Source organism: Mesorhizobium sp. PAMC28654, from assembly GCF_020616515.1.
Taxonomy (GTDB): Bacteria; Pseudomonadota; Alphaproteobacteria; order Rhizobiales; family Rhizobiaceae; genus Mesorhizobium.
Genome location: NZ_CP085135.1, coordinates 6,332,390 through 6,348,913, shown reverse-complemented (window position 1 = coordinate 6,348,913; position 16,524 = coordinate 6,332,390). Strand labels below are relative to the sequence as shown.

Below are 16,524 nucleotides of genomic sequence, written 5' to 3'. Positions count from 1 at the left end.
CAAAAAAAATGGCAATGGAAGACGCCACTCAGGAGCATCTCGAAAACGCCGAGCATGCAGAACATGCCGAGCACGAGGGCAACCCCTTTCTGACCACCGTCTCGGTCACCATAGCTGTTCTCGCTGTTCTGGCGGCGACCGTCGGCAGCTTTGAGTCGCTGGAGACCGCGGATACGATCAACGACAAGAGCGAAGCCGCCTATCTGCAGAACAAGGCGAGCGACCAGTGGAGTTTCTTCCAGGCCAAGAGCATCAAGAAGAACAGCTATGAAATCGCCGCCGCCATGGGCGGCCCCGCCGCCGCTCAGTTTCAGGCCAACGCCAAGCGCAACGAGACCGACAGCGCCGACATACAGTCCAAGGCGCAGGACTATGAGAAACAGGTCGACGACAAGCTGCGCGACAGCGACGTCCATGCCCAACGGCACCATGTCCTGACATTCGCGGTAACCGTGCTGCACATCTCCATTGCCGTCGCGACGCTGTCCATCATCATGCACGGCAAGCGCTGGCCGTGGATTGGTTCGCTGGTTCTGGGCGCATTGGGTCTCGTCGCGGCAGGCTTCGCCTACGTCTGATCGACATCGGCCCACGCCGCCTTCGAGATTCCCCTTCATCAAGATTTTCCCATTCACAGGATCCTGCGATGAGCCAGCATGCCGTCATCCACCATCGTGCCCTCGACTTCTGGCTGGCGCGCGCGGCCGTGCTGGTGATCATCTGCCTGCAGCTTCTGGTCATCAACGATCTGTCCTTCGGGCCGCGCTGGCTGGCGCCGGCGCTGGAAACGGCGCTGCTGGTACCCTTGTCGGTGGCAACAGCCTGGACACAGGCCGAGGCTAGAAAAGCCGCCCAGGATCATCAATGGCGCTCGATCGGCGAGTTTCGCGTGCTGATCCGCAGGGCCGCCCTGGTCATGACCGGCGTCATCAGCATCATGAATTGCGGTTCGCTGTTCCTGCTGGTGCGCGCTCTGCTGGCGGGCCATGCGGGCGGCGGAACCACCCTTCTGGTCGACGCCCTGAACATCTGGGTCACCAACGTCATCGTCTTCGCGCTATGGTTCTGGAGCACAGACCGCGGCGGCCCGCCGACCTGCGGCCTGGTCAAACGCGCCCAGTCCGATTTCCTGTTTCCGCAAATGACGTTGAACGATAGCGACCTGCGCAACTGGCTGCCGGGCTTCGTCGACTATGTCTTCCTCGCCTTCACCAATGCAACGGCATTCTCGCCTACCGACACCATGCCGCTCTCCCCGCGCGCCAAGCTGCTGATGATGGCCGAGGCGATGATCTCGCTGCTGACGATTGCGCTTGTGGCCGCGCGCGCGGTGAATATTCTGACATAGGCTGGCGTTCGCCGAAGCGAATTGCTGGAGAGCGTGCTCGAAGAATGACAATGACCTGGTTCAAGCGATTGTTGCTCAACCTCCTGGCGTTGTCGTTGACTTGGTCTGTCAGCCTTGTTGTAATTAGGAGCAGTGCATACTTCTGGCTTCCGCTACGCCGTCTGGTGACGGGGCCCTTGATGCGCGGGGCTCTTGTCTCGATTGTGGTGGCGATGATTGCGCCGAGAACAAGGTTCGTCCCTCGATTGGCCGTCTTCACCGGCATCTATCTGCTCGACCTTGCATTGTCTTTCCTGATCAGCAGCGGCGCAAACCTGCTTGTTCATACATACGACATGAAGGCGCCGCCCTTCTGGATCATGCACGGCGTTCTCCTCAACCTGTTCATCACAGGCATTTCAGCCTTCTGGCTGCTGAAGAGATTTCGCGTCAGGATCCCGGGAGCTGACGATGACCTTGAGGAGATATTCGGATAGTGGTGCCCGAACGCAAAAAAGGCCCGCCCGGCGAACCGGACGGGCCTTTTTTGATTTCCCCAGGGAGCGTGCCGGGACAGCTTGCCTATGCCTGCCGACCTTGTAGACATTGCCGCCAAGCAGGTTGACGCCGACCCCGCTCAGAAAACCTCCAACAACGTTGGTCTTGTTGTCGTTCAGAATGTTCGAGACGGCATTGCCGCCCAGGATGTTGTTGCCGCCGAGTCACGCAGTTGCGAATTGGATGATGCCTGGAAGGGGCGCACTATCATCCCGACGATTCACGAGGGGGAGGAACCCATGGCGTTCGACTACTGCCACCCGACTGCACCGCACAAGAAGCTGCGCATCCCCAACTGGTACGTGTCGAGCCTGATGATGGACCGGGCGCTTGACGCCGTGGCGCGCAAGGTCAAGAACCTCGACCGCAATCACGACATCCCCTACCTCGCCGGCTATTCGAAGGACGGCAAGACGATCTATATCGACCGGCACATGCCGAACGAATGGCAGTACAAGGGCCGGACGATCAACACCGACCGCTTCCTGCTGTTGCACGAGGAGGTCGAGAAGACACTTATCGACCAACTGGACCTGCACTATCTGCACGCCCACCAGATCGCCACGCGGGCCGAGGAAGCCGCTGTGCGCGCGGCGGGCATCTCCTGGCGCGAATATGACCGCTTCATGCAGAAATACGTAAAGAAGATGGACGACGAGCGGCTGACGAAGGTGCCTGCCGATCTCGACCTGAAACCCTATCGTGACGAACACGACACGGACCTTCTGGAGCGGATGGCTCAAGACATCGAGAAAGGTGTTCAGCCCAAGGGCGTCGACAAGCCCGGCATGCACGCCAGGATCAAGGGCCAACTGAAGACGATGCTGGCACATTCGCATTCGCACGAGCCGAAAGGCAGCGCGGCGGCAAAGGCCAAGCCCGCCACGAAGAAGTGAGTCTTGCGGCGCCAACCAAACCGTTCGACCAGATGATTTGACGAATGAAGGCGAGCAAGAAGCCCGCGTTTCCAATCTCGCGTCAGCGCGACCAATTCTATCCGTCCTCCGCTCCCGGCTTGAACCTGCGCACGATCACCTCGAACACAATGTCTGAAATCCACATGGCGGAGACGCCGATGAGGAAGGCGGCGGCCAGCGTGGTGGTGTCGTCGTCGGCGAGCGGCAGGCCGGTGGCGCGGAAGTACTGCACGACGGGCAGTGTCAGATAGGCGGCCGCCAGGGCGCCGCAGATGGGTGACGCCACCATTTCGCGCAGCTTGTAGCGATGGCGCGACAGGGCCCGCAAGATGCCGCCGGAAAGGCCGGCGACCACCACCGGCGCCTTGATGCCGAGAGCATCGAGAAACTCGTGGATCATGGCGCCCACCCACACAGCGCCTGACCCTTGCGATTGTGCGCGAGCATCGCTTTCACCTCGGCGTCCGACAACGCATCGACGGCGGACGAGGAGAGCCGAATTGGGCTCGAGATCGCGCAAAAACTTCCCTTGGCCGTGGTGCAGCCGGCCAGCGCCAGGAACATCACGATTGCGAGGACGCTCAGTCCCTTGTCCATGATCTCAGCTCCTCGCGGGCAGCATCGGCTGGCAATGCCCCTATGTCGTTCTGGACCTGGTCGGCAATGTCCCGCGTGGCGGCTTCTGCGGTCGCCTGCCTGACGCGTTCGGCCTTTGCGCCGGCCAGTCGCTGCTGAAAGCCGAAACCGAGCCCGCCGACGATGGCCGCGCCGAGCGCGAGTATGGCCGGATTGCCGAGAAGGAAGGCAACGATTGCGCTCACAGCAGCCACCCAATGATCACGCCAGCGATAAACCCGACACTGCCGCCAATGGCGTAAGGCAGCGCGGCACTGATATAGGCGGTGAAAAGCTCCTTCATTTCGCCCACCCGAAGCGATGGGCGAGCCAGTACCAGCACTCGGATATGGCGCCGAGGGCAACACCGGCCCCGGTTTCCACCAGCATCTGGATATCCGGATCAGCCGAGAACGTGCCGCCCTCGTCAGCGGACAGAAGCCCGCGAGCGACAAGGATGCCGGCCAAGTACCGGAGCGCGATTCGAACAATGACAGCGGCCATGGTGATGCCCTTTCAAAAGAATGAGTGAACCCAGGTGGTGATTTCGTGCCAGCGCATGGCTATGGCTGTCCCGATGATGGCGAGAAGGCCGGCGGCGGCCGCGGGCTTGCTGCTGCGTGGCGCTGGTGAGGAATTGGAAGGCGCTGGCACAGCCACGGGCGGCATAGGGCCGGCTGGCGCTGGCGTCTGCCGAGGCGAAGCAGGCTGGACGGGCGCTGGCGAGGCGGCCTGCTTCGCGGGCGCGGCGGGGAACGATACGACAGCGCCATCCGGCCACACCTTGGCGGCCTTGGCCAACCATGTCCTTTGGTCGGCCAACCCGGTCGTGCCGCCGTTCACGACCTTGCAGACGCCGGTCGTGTCGTTGTTGTCGGCAAGCGCATTGATGTTGCGCTTCGTCCAGTAGATCGTTGCCGCCCGCAGTGCGCCCGGGAAGGTACGCAGCAGTTCAGGGTTGGCCGTCACAGGCAAACCAGTCGCGGCCTCGACCTCTTCGAAATTCTCACGGCCAGTATTCTGCAGCAGCCCAGAGCCGCGATAGGCCCATCCGTCGCCGGGCTTGAAGTTCCCGAGCCGGCCGCCGTAGACCTTTTCCGCCAGCTTTACAGGAGCGTTGGCGAAAGGCTTTGCCGCAGCCGAAGTCGGAAACCGTGAGGGCCACACCTCGCTGGCGCGCTTTGCCGAATAGTTCAGGTTTTCCTCGAGGCTCCGCAGCCCTCCGGTTTCGACGCACACGCGGGCGAAGAAATGGCGCAAGCGGATCGGCGTGTTGATACCGGCCCGGTCAAGCAGATAGGCGTTGTCGACAATGCCGGTGATGATCGCCTTCGACGCATTCGGGCATAGCTGCGCCAGTTGGCTCGCGAAGCCACGGTCCATGGGTTTTCCTTTCGGATGATGCTTGGCTATGGTCGGCGCCGGCGGGTGGGCCGATGGGAATCTCAAAGACGAACTACTTTCGCATTGTCCGCACGTCGGTTGCCGCGTTGGCGCTTGGAGTCACCGCGCTCGTGTCATCCCGAGCCGATACGGATGCGTGATGGTACAATTCGCCCACGAAATGTCGCTGCCAGGGCTGGAGATGGACTGGCGGATCATGGCTTTGACAAGCGCCGCGATACCGGTCGGCACGGCCGTGGTGTTCTGGTCAGGGCGCAAATCCTGAAGTGATGACTTCGGGTATCAGCGTTCGTTTTCCGCCTCGCAAGCAGAGGTGGCACCGTGAAAGTCGATTTCGAAACCAAATGCTACGAGAACGAGTGGGAAATCGTTCTTACTAGCGGCTATCTGCGGACTGTCGTAGGTCGCTGCGCCTACCCTTTTCCAGGCGGCGACTGATCATCAACAATGTGAAGCTGCGTGGCCCGGTTGAATCCGCGGCAAGGGCCGCGATGGCTCGAGGCGACCTGGACGAGTACCTATTCGCGGAAGATCACACCGTAGCCGCCTTGGAATTCTTCCAGATCGACAAGTCGTCCTTCGGTCGTGGCCAGGTTTACTCCATCAGCGAACGGGTCGGCCTCCATGCCAGCAAGGCTGACTACCTGCTTCACTTCGCCAGCGACTCATACCCAAGGCGTCGCTCCCGGTGGATCGAGCCTGCCATCGAATTGATGGAAGCAGGAGCGACTTGGTCGTTGCCAACCTGTGCTGGAACAACCGGTATCGACACGCCAAGGAACAAGCTTCGATCGGGCGGGCGATTTCTTCGTCAGCTACGGCTTTCCAGACCAATGCTATCTGGCCAGGATGTCCGTTTTCCGCGCTCATGTACAGCGAAGACAACCCTGCATCGGCACGCTGCCCTGACTACGCCGACGAACTGTTTGAGAAGCGCGTGGATGCCTACATGCGCAATCACGGCGCCAAACGCCTCACATACCGGCTCGCGAGCTATACGCACCGCAACATTCCAAAAAGTGGGCTGAAAAGAGCTTGGCGCCGGTTCAGACCACTGGCGTGCTGCTCCAGCAGGATTGCCTGCCGGTCACCTTTGGGGCCTGGAAGTGTAGCCAAACAACTGGCGCCGATATTTCTTCCAGTTCCATTCCAGACGCTGATAAAAGCGCGCACGGGATTTTCGGCCGATTATCGAGGTGGAAAACGTCCCATTCTGGGTGCCCTGTTCGACGATAGGGCGTTCGAACCAAAGGACCTCAACGCCGTTCTGGGCATCGATCCGATCGATCTGATGGTCGATCGGCAAGGTGATCTTGTTGGCCGCAAACCAGGCGCATCGCGCTTCCGCGACACGCCGCGTGATGAGGTAGGAATCCGTGTTGCGGCAGTGCGGCGCGGGATATAGATGCCTGCCTTTTTTCAATTGCCACAGCGCAGTGTAATAGTTTCCGCCATTGCCGAGATACACGACGGCGTTCCGATCCGGATCAGCGAATTCGGCCAGGCCTTCGTTGAATTTCCGGCAGAAGCTGCTGGACAGAATGACGTCGTCTTCGAAGACCAGGCAGTAAGGATAGCCGCTCGCCAGGAACTCCTGCCAGACGCCGATATGTTTCATCGAGCATGAAATTTCAGCTGGCAGCAGCTTCTGGGAATCGACACGCCGCGCTTTTTCCTCGGCGGAAATGTCGGAGATGTCCCAGTCCAGGAACCAGTTTACCGGAATGCCATGCGGCGCGAAGCCTGCCGTGATGTGACGCTCTCGGTCTTCGTAGCCGCGCTTGACGTGGCATATGCGGACAAAGACCTTGTCGGTTGGAAATTCTGACATGCCCCGTCTGTACTGTTCCGGACCGCGAAAATCCAGAGGAAGCGTTCAGACCTCTTTCCACACCAGATGACCGCCGGCGACATCGCGCCCAGCCAGTTCCCCGCGGTGGAGCGAGGTTGGTATGGAACTCGGGGCAACCGCCGATCGCTGACCTGATGAAGCCGATCTTCGGATCGCTCCAGCACGGCGAGCCCAAGGGCTCCTGGCCACCAGGAGAAGGCTAGCTTCGGCCGTCTCTCCGACATTCGCGGCTGGCCCTGAAACTTTGTCCCGGGTCAGCGCGTTGCCGTGACACGGTGCAAGAGGAGTTCAGATGGGCTTCATGGACGGAGGAGTGGCGGCGCTGGTCGTGCTGTTCATCATCCTGTTCGTGATCACCGCGATGCGGGATCTGAACAGCGCCCCTTGCTTCCATCGCCTGCGCTCATGGCTGCAAAGCCGGCAGCACCAGGATTGACGGCACCTGCCGCGCCCCGGCGGATGATTTCAGGCGTTGGAGAAATTTGATGAAACGCCTGCGCCCCAAAGACCGTTCGTGGTTCTCCTGACGAAACCAACTAGCGAGATCACATGACCGGAAGACAAAGAATTAGCCGTGACACGCGGCCGGTGCCCAGCAAGGTTTTGGCAAGCGTGATCCTGTCAGCGGCAATATTTGCGGCGGTTACCTATGCTCTCATGACTTGAAATGGTCATCGAAACACAGAACCGCATGGATCTGCCCTGCTTACAGACCCGCCCAGAAATGGTCATCGACCATATATTGACTCTTTTTATCATAAAGTATTTTAGTGAACCATTATACAATATAGGTTTTACGAATGGCTGTGCGTATCAGATTGCCAGGTGGCACACTGAAGATGAAAATCTACAGGGAGTTACGAGACCGCGAGCGTGAGCGGCGCGTTCCGGTCATGAAAATTGGCTCTTTGTACTTTGTCTGGTGGTCGAACAACCGGCGGTCAAGCGGGGGTTCTGAATCCGAACGACAGAATAACTTGCGATGACATTTGGGCGCGGCACATTTCTTGTGAGGTTTTAGGGATCACATCAGCAACTGAGTTGGTTTGGTGGCATTGAGCTTGCGAGCGTTAGCTTCTCAGGGGACTGAACCAAAGCCTCGCCAACCTACGGATAGGAGGGCTCCGATCGCCGGGTACTTTTCGCCAACGGCCTCGCAAACCCGCTGCATCGTCGTGTCCATCTCATGGTAGGCCAGCACATACGCCAATTGCCGAAGCGGAATGCTGCGGACGCAGACCTGCGAAAAGTTTGCCATGTCCATGACAGTTCCTTTCCGCCCTAGCGGGCATTTTTTCTGTTCAAGATTTCGGACAAACGGGGAGCAGTGGAACGGAGCGGTGTTGCCTTTTCCGCTGCGAATGACATATGCTAAACGCATGGTTTTATTCAAAAGATTGGCCGAAAGGGCTTTTGTGGCGATTGGCGGCGCTGGTGGCGTCTGGTTGTCGCTTTGGCTGATCCAGGGATTGGCCGAGGGGTGGCCGTACCATCCAGGTGAGCTTTTCCAATTCGTCGTTTTGAGGGTGGTGATTTACTGTGTCTTGGTGGCACATGCGATCTTGATGGCCGTCGGGCTCGTGGAAGCCCTTGTGGGCACAACTTTGTTTGGGCCTCTCAATCGAAATTCAGACCCCAAGTCGTAGTCTAGATCACCAACGGGACGGTCTTGCCATTCAAGGCAACCCCAAAATAGTCGGTCTCCATCGTGGGATCGGTGTGGAAGTTTCCTATCCCGACCCAGCCACTGCCTGTGATTGACGTGTCCGTTAGGGTCTCGTCAAAGGCGCCGGGCTCGGCGGCCCCATCGTGCCATGTTTTGCGGCTAAACGACGAGCCATTGATGCGTGCCCTTGTCCATATCCATGCGTTGGTTACGAGGTTCGGAGACGGGATATTCCCTGCCGTCCCCAAGCTGGTCAATGTGCCAGCGACCAACTTGCTGAACGCGCTAGTTGCCAGCGTACCGGTGCTGATACCAGTCAATGAAGCGCGGTAACCCTGTTCGACCCCTGCCGCCCCACTGGCCCGCATCAATGCTAGGCAATATTGTTTCCGCTAGTCCATGCTGCGATAGCTCGCCAGCGCATCAATACCTCAACGTCGGCAACTGCCGGTACCCTATCCCAAGACAAGAAGTTGCGCTGCGAACTAGCCTTCGTCCAACGTAGTGCCTTGCCGCTGAGGGAACCGGAAGCAGTCTGAACCAGAGCCGTAAAACCGGTGAGCACCCATCTGTTGCTCCAGTCTGATGGCTGTGCGCCAACTGCGTACTCCGCAAAATTCGTGATGAATAGATCGGGGTCTCCCCCCATCCCATTGCCTGAGTATAGACCGGGCAGCATCAGGACCACGCCCGGCTCGTGGAGAGCCTTATGTCTGTGGCCGACCGGCAGTCATAGTCGATATAATCGACCGCATTGGCCGCCGTAGAAAGCAGAATGGCAGCCCCGGCCGCCGTCTTATGGTTGCTTGACTTGGTCAGCGTACGCGAGCCGGTGCCGTCCTGCACCACGCGAATGCGACCGCGACGGCCCACTACGCAGTTCGTCGGGTTGCCCAGCGTCCTGTTGCCTCCCAGAGTAACCGTGAAGTCAAACCCGGTGGCCATGTCCCATGCAATGGTAGCCGCGTCGGAGAGGACTGTTTCCGCCATGGCGGCATTCACCTTGTCGACGGTCAGAATCTTCCCGGTGGCCGTGCCCCCCTCGTATTCCAGTGCGGACGCAAGGGCTGCAGCCGCCAGCTTGACGAACGTTACGGACCCGTCAAGAAGCGCGATGCCTACACCCGAGAAGGTGATGGCGGTCGTGCCCAGTGTGCCGCCGTCATTGCTCGTACAAATCCAAAGCGTGTCCGTATTGACCGAGCCTAGCTGGACAGCGATAAGAGAGCCGGAATGCTCGTCGTAGGTGTCGAACTCGGAGAAACGGGTAGCCGCAACCGCCGCACCATTCCAAACGTAGACGCCGTTCTCGGCGGATGCTGTCTGGTCCTTCGCAAGGAAGAGGTTGCCCGCCGCCAGCGCGACACCGTCGATGGATGCGCCAGGAGAGGCAAGCGTGACGTTGGCCGTGGACGCCACCTTGACGCGGGACCGCCTGCCGACATTGAGAGCCAAGTTGTCAACGTACTGCTTCGTGGCTGCCTGAAGAGCAGCAGCAGGGTCTTGGGCAAGTGTGACCGTCCCCGAAAACATCGGGCTTGCCTTCGGCGCCAGGCTACCCACAGCAACACCGCTATCCTTCCCCGCCTTCCCAGTCGTGCCCGCGAACGTGACGATGTTATCCGCCACCGAAGACGCCGGCCCGGTGAAATCCCCCACCCCGGCCCCATCCGCGCCCTTGTCACCCGCCCGGTCGAACATCAGCCAGATGCCGTTGGCTGTCGTCGGCAACGTGCCGGCGCCACTGATGCAGGCCAGGGTCAGCTTGCGATAGCCAGCTCCGTCCGCCACCGATCCGGTGACATTGTAGACATAGGAGATCGCGGCGGAGGCCTTGGAGCGCAGGGTCAGCTGGCCCTTGATGGTGTTGGTGCTGTCGTCGAACGTGTCGAGCATGCCGCTTACCGTCGCGCCGCCGGCGTCGAGATTGTCGACATAGGCCGCCGTGGCCAAGGCCGCCGTGGCATTGTTCAGCCGCAGCGTGCCGTTGCCGGGGTCGGCGTCGGTGGTGGTCGTCGAGAAGGTGTAGCCCAGCGCCGCCACGGAGGTCGCCGCCGCCGAGGCTGACGCCGCCGCATTGGTGGCCGAGGTTCCGGCGTTGGTGGCCGAGGTGGCCGCCGCCGTGGCCGAGCCGGATGCAGCGCTGGCCGAGCCCGCGGCGGCGGTGGCGGAAGTGCCGGCGTTGGTGGCGGAAGTCGACGCCGATGAGGCCGAGCCGGATGCGGCGCTAGAGCAAAATCCGAGCGGATAGAATCGATAGGGGTTTCGTTGGGATTGGAAATCTGATTCAGCATATCTGCTGGATTCGGAGGCCGGCATGGCATGGCGAAATCCTTATCGGAAGATTTGCGGGCTCGGGTGGTCGCAGCGGTTGATGGCGGCCTGTCGCGACGGGCGGCAGCGGCGCGATTTGGCGTGGCGGCGGCAAGCTCGGTGCGTTGGGTCCGGGAATGGCGCGAGACCGGAGCCACCTGCGCAAAGCCGCAGGGCGGCGACAGGCGGTCCCACCGCGTTGAAGCGTATCGCGACATCATCCTGGCGGCGATCGAGAGGCGGGTGGACATCACGCTGGTCGAACTCGCCGAGTTGCTGCGACAGGAGCATGGCGCGTCGTTTGCGACGAGCACGATCTGGCGGTTTCTCGATCGTCACTCCATGACCTTCAAAAAAAACGGCGCACGCCAGCGAGCAGGAGCGGCCAGACGTGGCGGCGCGACGAAACGCCTGGTTCGACGCCCAGCCCGATCTTGATCCCGAGCATCTGGTCTTCATCGACGAGACCGGAGCCTCGACAAAGATGGCTCGACTGCGGGGGCGCACGAAGCGCGGGATGCGGTGCCGATCGCCAATCCCGCATGGCCATTGGAAGACGACGACGTTCACCGGCGCCCTGCGCCTCACTGGCATGACCGCGCCAATGGTCCTGGACGGCCCGATGACTGGCGAATGGTTTGTCGCCTATGTCGAGCAGGTTCTCGTGCCGACGCTGCGGCCCGACGATGTCGTGATCCTCGACAACCTGCCGGCGCACAAAAGCGCAGCCGCCCGTGTGGCGATCGAAGCAACCGGCGCAAGGATGATGTTCCTCCCGCCCTATTCCCCCGACTTCAACCCGATCGAGAACGCCTTTTCCAAGCTGAAATCGATTCTACGCAAAGCCGCCGCACGAACCGTCGCGGAATTGTGGGATACCATCAGCGCCGCACTGCCTTGCTTCACACCAACCGAGTGCGCCAACTACTTCGCCGCAACAGGATATGAGCCGGAATGATCAGATTCTGCTCTAGCCGAATTGCCCGCATTGGTGGCGGAGGTCGCCGCCGTGGAGGCGGAACCCGACGCCGCCGTGGCCGAGCCGGATGCGGCGCTGGCCGAGGTGCCGGCATTGGTGGCCGACGTCGCCGCCTCGTTCTTCGAGGTCAATGCGGCGGCGGCACTCGCGGCGGCGGCACTGGCGGCACCCACCGCATCGCCCACCGTATCCTCGGACAGATAGAAGGCGAGCGTGATGGCATCGGTGCCAATCACCGGGTCGAGCGCCTGGAACGCATAGACAACGTCCGCCGACACCGCGCCCTGCTGCACATGCACCGTGGTGCCCTTCTGCAGCGTGCGCGAAGTCCGGGCGTCGGCGGCGCGATACCATACGCCTTCGCTCGCGGTATAGATGCCGTTCTCTCGGGCGTCCGCCTGGTCCTTCACCAGCACGCGGTCACCGACATCGACCGGAACGCCATCGATGGTTTGCAGCCCATGGAGGGCAATGTTGGTCGTGGTCGCCAAGCGCACGGGTTCGCGTTCCCCCGTCAACAGGCGAACGGCGGCGGTTGCAGGTCGGGCCATAAGGCTTTCTCCATGAAAAAGCCCCGCGAAAGCGAGGCTGACGATTTCAGATTCAATATGCTGCGGCGAGCGGAGGCGATGGCCCTGCGTGGTGCTGGGCCGCTTCGCCGTATCAGATCACCGCCACGGCACCGCCAAAGGAGGTTTCGTCCTCATCCGGACTGAGGACGTCAGGTCCGGCTCCCGTTTCGAGCGGCTTCCTGAAATTCTCGCCGTGTCGAGGGTACCTTGCGGCCGGATCAGCCAGCCGGCTGGCTCTGCTGACGCCAGCCGCGAACGATATCCACCACGAACCAGATCAGCTGGGCGCCCACATAGGGCGCGATGGCGGACCAGTCCGGCGCTCCGGCATCGGCGTCGCCGTAAGCCGACGCGATGCAGGCGAGCACTCCGGAGATCAGATGCAGCAGAAGGAGGCGCAACACGCCTCCATTCCAGCGCCTGGTTGCCCACAGCAACAGGCGGCTCAGCAAAAACGTCGGAATCAACGCACCCAGAAGTATCGCAGCATAACCAGCGCCCATGAAATCCCCCTCAGGCCAACATCTACGATCTACCAGTTGACCTCCCCGGTGGTCGCTCCGCAGCCTTCGACGCTAGGCAAGCCAATCGCCTCGCGCCTTGGGCAGATGGAGTTGGGCTGGCCTCTCCTTTCCGAGGCCGTTCCGCTGTTGTCAGCGCAGCAGAATCCTATGCTACGACGGAGCGAAGTTCCGCCCCCTCGGAAACAGCTTCTTCCAACGGCTTGAAGAGCTTGCGGCCGCCGCTGATGCGCCCCCTGCGAGCGCTTCCGTGAAAATCCTACTTAGCGAATTGGCGACAGCGGCGCCTTCAACACCTACTCACTACCGCCATCGAACTCCCAGAAGTCAGCGGAAGACAGGCCCAGCAAATCATCAAATACATCGAAGGCGCGCTCCGATATCACCAGGTTCAGTTCCTGGCTGATCCCGAAGTCATCTTGCCCCGCCTCGCCGTCGACCTTGAGCCAGACGAACGGGGGCAGCTCTACGTCAGGCTGCACCTCATGAAAATCTTCGGATGTGGTCACCTCTGCATCGGCGAATGTGGCACCGGTAATGCCGATAGAGAGCAACCCACGCTTGGCCTCTTCTGTGACGAGGAAACAGGGAAACGACGTCACAAGGGCATCGCCAAGCCAGCCAGCGAATTCAAAGTGAAGCTTGCTCACGATAGGCGGATGGACACTGGTGTCCATAACGGTGCCCTCTGCTAGCTCACCGGCTACGAGAGGTTTAATCTCATAATATTCCATCAATCACCTATCGGCGGGTCAAAAAGATGCCCATATTTTTTGTCCAAATGAGTCGCGTAGTCAAGCACTTGCTGCCGGGTTGCGGTTGCGTGCGTTTTATAGAATTCGTCCCATTCTGATCGGATGACTTTCAAGTGCAGATTTATATCGAATTCTTTGCGGATTCCACGAAGATTTTCTATTGAATTAAGCTCTTCATTGGTAAAAAGATTCGGATATTTCTTATTTATCCTTTGTTCTACGCTGTGGTGGACCACATAGTCGCTTCTATTTAACGTAGGATTGGCATCAAAGAAGGTCTTTCGGTAGTTCTTTGATTTTGCCCATCCAACCTTTGCGCCAGCATATTTGATGGCAGAGGGGTCCCGGGCAATTAACGAAGCCAGCAACGCGGTATTAAAAGCATTTTCTGGGATTTCACCCCGTCTTGCCCTCCGCCGTTTAATCCGTGGGGAGATTGAGCGCGCAATTGCTTGTTGAAATCGAAGAGTTTCGGCATCGACGCCTCGGACAAGAGCTTGGCCTCCTTCGATAAGCTCAATTGGCCTCTTAGGAAATTTTGAGGGGCTCTCTTCCCAGTGCTTCGCGACCTTCCCGGCTTGCCTCAACGCCTTTCCGGCCAGCTTTTCGAAAGGAATTACTTCCGCAACGTTCAGCAATGCTTCGCCGTAATTGCCGTCCAGCGCCGCGTTCGCGGCTTTCTCCAGTGCAAATGACAGCGCCAACGGCGTGGCATCAGCCACCGAGATGCCGTCTTCACCGAGCCCGTCGGAGCCGACGAGTTTTTGCGCAAGAAAACGCCGTAAACTGCCGCGTTCACTATCGCCGGCTATTAATTCTCCCAGCCACTCCTGGTTGGTCTGGGCATAACCGGTCAACCATTCCGGTTTTGGACCCTTTCCGGACACCGCACGCCGGGCAAACTCCGTGGCCTCAGTCAATTTCTCGGGGCTCACCAACGACGCAAAGGAACCGTCGTTCACTCTGCGTTCGTTTGATTTGGCGACACTCGTCGGAAGCAAATGGTGAAACATTGCTTGCTGAAATCCAGGCGGTGTCGCCTGAAGCACGCTGCTCAGATCGGCTTTCTTGTCCTGCGGTGACAAAGCCTTGTCAGTGAGCTTGCCGCCAATATCCTCAGCAACAGAGTTCGGCAAAGGTTGAACAGTCTCGATCCCTAAGTGCTGCTGGGCGGCGATCGAACCGATGATGGCTGCCTGATAGGCTTCCGGCGTCGAAGGATTGTTCCAAGCCGCGTCGAGGTTCGCGAACGTCTTGCGTACATAGCCGCCCGGATCGCCCTGCCTCTCCTTGAACGTCAGGTCTGCTGCCGTGACTATGGCGTCATGACGCGCCCTGTCCTTCTCCGGTGTCGCACTATCGACCTTGGGCGCGGACTCCTTGACCACGGTCCGCACGGTGTCGTTAGACATCGTGCGCATGGCGTAGAACTGGCGACTGACATCAAGCGCTTGATTGAAGGCCTGCGAACGTCTGATGCCTTCCGTCGAGCCATAGAGCGTCACGAACTGCTCAGGTGTGAAAGTCGGTCCTGAATAGAGACCCGTCTCCCGGATGGCAGCCGGCGCGTTCAGTTCGGCCAGGCCGATGCTGGTGCGCATTTCGACTTGCCGGACGGCGTCGGCGGTCCGAGCCTGCTGGAGTAGGAGCGGCCGGTCCTCAGGTGGGATTTCATCCCGGAAGGCCTGAGCCACTCGCTCGTCAGCCGTCAGCCTGCCGACGCGGTCGCCTTCCGCCGCCGCCGCATCCGAGCTACCCGAAACGCGGATCCACTCCATGGGCTGAAAGCTGGAGGCATCGCTGCCGAAGGCTGGCGTCCCGACACCAAATATTTCCAGCGCCCGCTTGGGATCCTTGGCGATCAGGGCCTCGAACCGCGTCTTCGCGGCGGTGCTGAACCAATCCTTCACTTTCTGCTGCCTGATCCCCGGGTCGAGTCCCATCTTGGCGATCAGGTCGAGCCCTTCCTGGCGGGCCGCTTCGAAGCTCATGGCATCGTCGGGATTGGCCTGGCCGATGGCGATGGCACGGGTTTTTAGCACCGTGTCGACCTCGGCCTGCTCGTAGTCCTGCCGGCTCTGGCGCTGTCGCTGCGCCATGCGCCGCGCGCCAACCATGCGCATCGGCTCTTTCTGCATCGCGAAAGCGGCGCGCTGGCTCGCGGGCATGTTCGGCAGCGCGTCGTCGAACAGCGTGTCGAACAGGCCGGTCTTGACCACCCGGCCGCTGCGCGGGTCAACCTGGCCGTACATGGTCTCATGCAGGCCGCTGCCGTCGGCCGGCGCGTTCGCCGCCACCTCGTCTTCCGCCTGCGCGACCTGGCCGTTGAATCGGCGGCGCGCCAGTTCGGCGTCGAACGCCTCCTGCTGGTCTTTCATCTGCTGGTAGCGCTCGGCGACAGCGGAAAGCTGGTCGCCAAAACCCTGCATGGCGCCGCCGATCGGCGATCCCTGCGGATACTGCACCGCATTGCCGGTATCGAGCCGGCGTTGGGCAATGGAGAGGGGAATGATGTGGACCATTTAGTACAGCCCCGAATAGCCGCCGGCTATGGCCGCGCTCGCCCGAGGCGAGAGTGCCGAACCGCCGAAGGTCACGGCCTTGGGCTGGTCGTGGAGTTTGGAAAGGCCGCCAACGAGGGCACTGCCCGCGCTGAAGATGCTGGCGGTCACCGCCTGCTTGCCGGAAAAGCGCGAGATGTCGGCCTGGGTGTAGAGGTTGTTCTGACGCAGCCGCGAGCCGTACAGCATCGCGTCGAGGTCCATCTGGCCCTGCCTGGCATTGGCCGCCAGCACCTCGGTCGGCGAGCCGGCGATGCCGACGCCCGACGCGCCGGCCTGGGCGCGCGCCTGTGCCTGCAGCAGATCCTGCTTGTGGCGTTCCTGACCCTGTTCGTAAGCGGCGGATTGCGCTTCGGCCTGCGCCTGCTGCTCATAGGCCTTGGCCTGATAGTCGGCCATCTGCTTCTGCTGCTGACCTTGGAGCAGCGCGCCGCCTGCCGACAGGGCGGTCCCTGCCAGTCCGAGAAGAGCGAGTGTGCACATG

The 16,524-nt window shown here is 60.7% G+C and carries 21 protein-coding genes; 8 read left to right on the top strand and 13 right to left on the bottom strand.

Annotated elements, in window-relative coordinates; all coding sequences use genetic code 11:
* The first annotated feature begins 8 nt into the window (after positions 1-8).
* From LGH82_RS31485 to LGH82_RS31470, 4 genes are all read left to right on the top strand, one after another.
* Positions 9-578, top strand: coding sequence for a DUF4337 domain-containing protein (locus LGH82_RS31485; protein WP_227346419.1), 570 nt, complete (start codon positions 9-11; stop codon positions 576-578).
* A gap of 68 nt (positions 579-646) precedes the next feature.
* Positions 647-1,348, top strand: coding sequence for a hypothetical protein (locus LGH82_RS31480; RefSeq protein WP_227346418.1), 702 nt, complete (start codon positions 647-649; stop codon positions 1,346-1,348).
* A gap of 50 nt (positions 1,349-1,398) precedes the next feature.
* On the top strand, positions 1,399-1,824 hold the full coding sequence (locus LGH82_RS31475) for a hypothetical protein (protein WP_227346417.1): 426 nt from the start codon (positions 1,399-1,401) through the stop codon (positions 1,822-1,824).
* Between the two features lie 87 nt (positions 1,825-1,911).
* Positions 1,912-2,781, top strand: a complete 870-nt coding sequence (locus LGH82_RS31470) for a hypothetical protein (protein WP_227346416.1) — start codon at positions 1,912-1,914, stop codon at positions 2,779-2,781.
* 97 nt (positions 2,782-2,878) lie between these two features.
* Here the strand turns inward: LGH82_RS31470 and LGH82_RS31465 are convergent, their stop codons facing one another.
* From LGH82_RS31465 to LGH82_RS31445, 5 genes are all read right to left on the bottom strand, one after another.
* On the bottom strand, positions 2,879-3,202 hold the full coding sequence (locus LGH82_RS31465; protein ID WP_227346415.1) for a hypothetical protein: 324 nt from the start codon (positions 3,200-3,202) through the stop codon (positions 2,879-2,881).
* Positions 3,199-3,399, bottom strand: a complete 201-nt coding sequence (locus LGH82_RS31460) for a hypothetical protein (protein ID WP_227346414.1) — start codon at positions 3,397-3,399, stop codon at positions 3,199-3,201. The genes LGH82_RS31465 and LGH82_RS31460 overlap by 4 nt, the downstream gene beginning before the upstream one ends.
* Positions 3,384-3,623, bottom strand: coding sequence for an ABC transporter permease (locus tag LGH82_RS31455; protein WP_227346413.1), 240 nt, complete (start codon positions 3,621-3,623; stop codon positions 3,384-3,386). Before LGH82_RS31455 ends, LGH82_RS31460 begins: the two co-directional genes overlap by 16 nt.
* Before the next feature lie 94 nt (positions 3,624-3,717).
* Positions 3,718-3,921 (bottom strand): hypothetical protein, encoded by a 204-nt coding sequence (locus tag LGH82_RS31450; protein WP_227346412.1) that lies wholly within the window; start codon positions 3,919-3,921, stop codon positions 3,718-3,720.
* A gap of 12 nt (positions 3,922-3,933) precedes the next feature.
* Entirely contained in the window at positions 3,934-4,800 is an 867-nt protein-coding gene (locus LGH82_RS31445) for a glycoside hydrolase family 19 protein (protein WP_227346411.1), read from the bottom strand.
* Positions 4,801-4,960: 160 nt separating this feature from the next.
* Here LGH82_RS31445 and LGH82_RS33420 point away from each other — a divergent pair, with 160 nt between their 5' ends.
* Positions 4,961-5,086: a hypothetical protein gene (locus LGH82_RS33420; RefSeq protein WP_264484348.1), complete on the top strand. Its 126-nt coding sequence runs from the start codon at positions 4,961-4,963 to the stop codon at positions 5,084-5,086.
* Between the two features lie 253 nt (positions 5,087-5,339).
* On the opposite strand, the gene LGH82_RS33415 is transcribed toward LGH82_RS33420, so the two are convergent.
* On the bottom strand, positions 5,340-5,474 hold the full coding sequence (locus LGH82_RS33415) for a hypothetical protein (protein ID WP_264484347.1): 135 nt from the start codon (positions 5,472-5,474) through the stop codon (positions 5,340-5,342).
* 434 nt (positions 5,475-5,908) lie between these two features.
* On the bottom strand, positions 5,909-6,652 hold the full coding sequence (locus LGH82_RS31440; protein WP_227346409.1) for a glycosyltransferase family 25 protein: 744 nt from the start codon (positions 6,650-6,652) through the stop codon (positions 5,909-5,911).
* A 313-nt stretch (positions 6,653-6,965) separates the two neighbouring features.
* Between LGH82_RS31440 and LGH82_RS31435 the strand changes: the two genes are divergently transcribed.
* Positions 6,966-7,109 (top strand): hypothetical protein, encoded by a 144-nt coding sequence (locus LGH82_RS31435; RefSeq protein ID WP_227346407.1) that lies wholly within the window; start codon positions 6,966-6,968, stop codon positions 7,107-7,109.
* Between the two features lie 1,908 nt (positions 7,110-9,017).
* Here LGH82_RS31435 and LGH82_RS31430 read toward each other — a convergent pair.
* Positions 9,018-10,382 (bottom strand): hypothetical protein, encoded by a 1,365-nt coding sequence (locus LGH82_RS31430; RefSeq protein WP_227346406.1) that lies wholly within the window; start codon positions 10,380-10,382, stop codon positions 9,018-9,020.
* Between the two features lie 34 nt (positions 10,383-10,416).
* Here LGH82_RS31430 and LGH82_RS31425 point away from each other — a divergent pair, with 34 nt between their 5' ends.
* Together LGH82_RS31425 and LGH82_RS31420 are read left to right on the top strand one after the other, a co-directional pair.
* Positions 10,417-10,590 (top strand): hypothetical protein, encoded by a 174-nt coding sequence (locus tag LGH82_RS31425; RefSeq protein ID WP_227346404.1) that lies wholly within the window; start codon positions 10,417-10,419, stop codon positions 10,588-10,590.
* A 71-nt stretch (positions 10,591-10,661) separates the two neighbouring features.
* Positions 10,662-11,610 (top strand): IS630 family transposase gene (locus tag LGH82_RS31420; RefSeq protein ID WP_227343924.1). Its coding sequence is split into 2 segments (ribosomal slippage): positions 10,662-11,005 and positions 11,004-11,610, totalling 951 coding nucleotides; the frame shifts between segments, so codons are not numbered across the junction.
* On the opposite strand, the gene LGH82_RS31415 is transcribed toward LGH82_RS31420, so the two are convergent.
* The 5 genes from LGH82_RS31415 to LGH82_RS31395 form a co-directional block, all read right to left on the bottom strand.
* On the bottom strand, positions 11,577-12,182 hold the full coding sequence (locus LGH82_RS31415; RefSeq protein ID WP_227346403.1) for a hypothetical protein: 606 nt from the start codon (positions 12,180-12,182) through the stop codon (positions 11,577-11,579). The genes LGH82_RS31420 and LGH82_RS31415 overlap by 34 nt on opposite strands.
* Positions 12,183-12,421: 239 nt before the next feature.
* The gene (locus LGH82_RS31410; protein ID WP_227346401.1) at positions 12,422-12,706 is read right to left on the bottom strand and encodes a hypothetical protein; all 285 of its coding nucleotides are present in this window, start codon (positions 12,704-12,706) and stop codon (positions 12,422-12,424) included.
* Positions 12,707-13,020: 314 nt separating this feature from the next.
* Positions 13,021-13,458, bottom strand: coding sequence for a hypothetical protein (locus LGH82_RS31405; RefSeq protein ID WP_227346400.1), 438 nt, complete (start codon positions 13,456-13,458; stop codon positions 13,021-13,023).
* The gene (locus tag LGH82_RS31400) at positions 13,458-16,001 is read right to left on the bottom strand and encodes a hypothetical protein (protein ID WP_227346399.1); all 2,544 of its coding nucleotides are present in this window, start codon (positions 15,999-16,001) and stop codon (positions 13,458-13,460) included. The genes LGH82_RS31405 and LGH82_RS31400 overlap by 1 nt, the downstream gene beginning before the upstream one ends.
* Positions 16,002-16,523, bottom strand: a complete 522-nt coding sequence (locus tag LGH82_RS31395) for a hypothetical protein (protein WP_227346398.1) — start codon at positions 16,521-16,523, stop codon at positions 16,002-16,004.
* Position 16,524 lies beyond the last annotated feature (1 nt).

Excerpts from the sequence above, each read along its gene's own strand:
- LGH82_RS31470 (WP_227346416.1), top strand. The coding sequence starts at position 1,912 with ATGCCTGCCGACCTTGTAGACATTGCCGCCAAGCAGGTTGACGCCGAC.
- LGH82_RS31480 (WP_227346418.1), top strand. The coding sequence starts at position 647 with ATGAGCCAGCATGCCGTCATCCACCATCGTGCCCTCGACTTCTGGCTG.
- LGH82_RS31445 (WP_227346411.1), bottom strand. The coding sequence starts at position 4,800 with ATGGACCGTGGCTTCGCGAGCCAACTGGCGCAGCTATGCCCGAATGCG.
- LGH82_RS31405 (WP_227346400.1), bottom strand. The coding sequence starts at position 13,458 with ATGGAATATTATGAGATTAAACCTCTCGTAGCCGGTGAGCTAGCAGAG.
- LGH82_RS31395 (WP_227346398.1), bottom strand. The coding sequence starts at position 16,523 with ATGTGCACACTCGCTCTTCTCGGACTGGCAGGGACCGCCCTGTCGGCA.
- LGH82_RS33420 (WP_264484348.1), top strand. The coding sequence starts at position 4,961 with ATGGTACAATTCGCCCACGAAATGTCGCTGCCAGGGCTGGAGATGGAC.
- LGH82_RS31460 (WP_227346414.1), bottom strand. The coding sequence starts at position 3,399 with ATGGACAAGGGACTGAGCGTCCTCGCAATCGTGATGTTCCTGGCGCTG.
- LGH82_RS31410 (WP_227346401.1), bottom strand. The coding sequence starts at position 12,706 with ATGGGCGCTGGTTATGCTGCGATACTTCTGGGTGCGTTGATTCCGACG.
- LGH82_RS31485 (WP_227346419.1), top strand. The coding sequence starts at position 9 with ATGGCAATGGAAGACGCCACTCAGGAGCATCTCGAAAACGCCGAGCAT.
- LGH82_RS31415 (WP_227346403.1), bottom strand. The coding sequence starts at position 12,182 with ATGGCCCGACCTGCAACCGCCGCCGTTCGCCTGTTGACGGGGGAACGC.
- LGH82_RS31435 (WP_227346407.1), top strand. The coding sequence starts at position 6,966 with ATGGGCTTCATGGACGGAGGAGTGGCGGCGCTGGTCGTGCTGTTCATC.
- LGH82_RS31400 (WP_227346399.1), bottom strand. The coding sequence starts at position 16,001 with ATGGTCCACATCATTCCCCTCTCCATTGCCCAACGCCGGCTCGATACC.
- LGH82_RS31465 (WP_227346415.1), bottom strand. The coding sequence starts at position 3,202 with ATGATCCACGAGTTTCTCGATGCTCTCGGCATCAAGGCGCCGGTGGTG.
- LGH82_RS31450 (WP_227346412.1), bottom strand. The coding sequence starts at position 3,921 with ATGGCCGCTGTCATTGTTCGAATCGCGCTCCGGTACTTGGCCGGCATC.
- LGH82_RS31475 (WP_227346417.1), top strand. The coding sequence starts at position 1,399 with ATGACCTGGTTCAAGCGATTGTTGCTCAACCTCCTGGCGTTGTCGTTG.
- LGH82_RS31440 (WP_227346409.1), bottom strand. The coding sequence starts at position 6,652 with ATGTCAGAATTTCCAACCGACAAGGTCTTTGTCCGCATATGCCACGTC.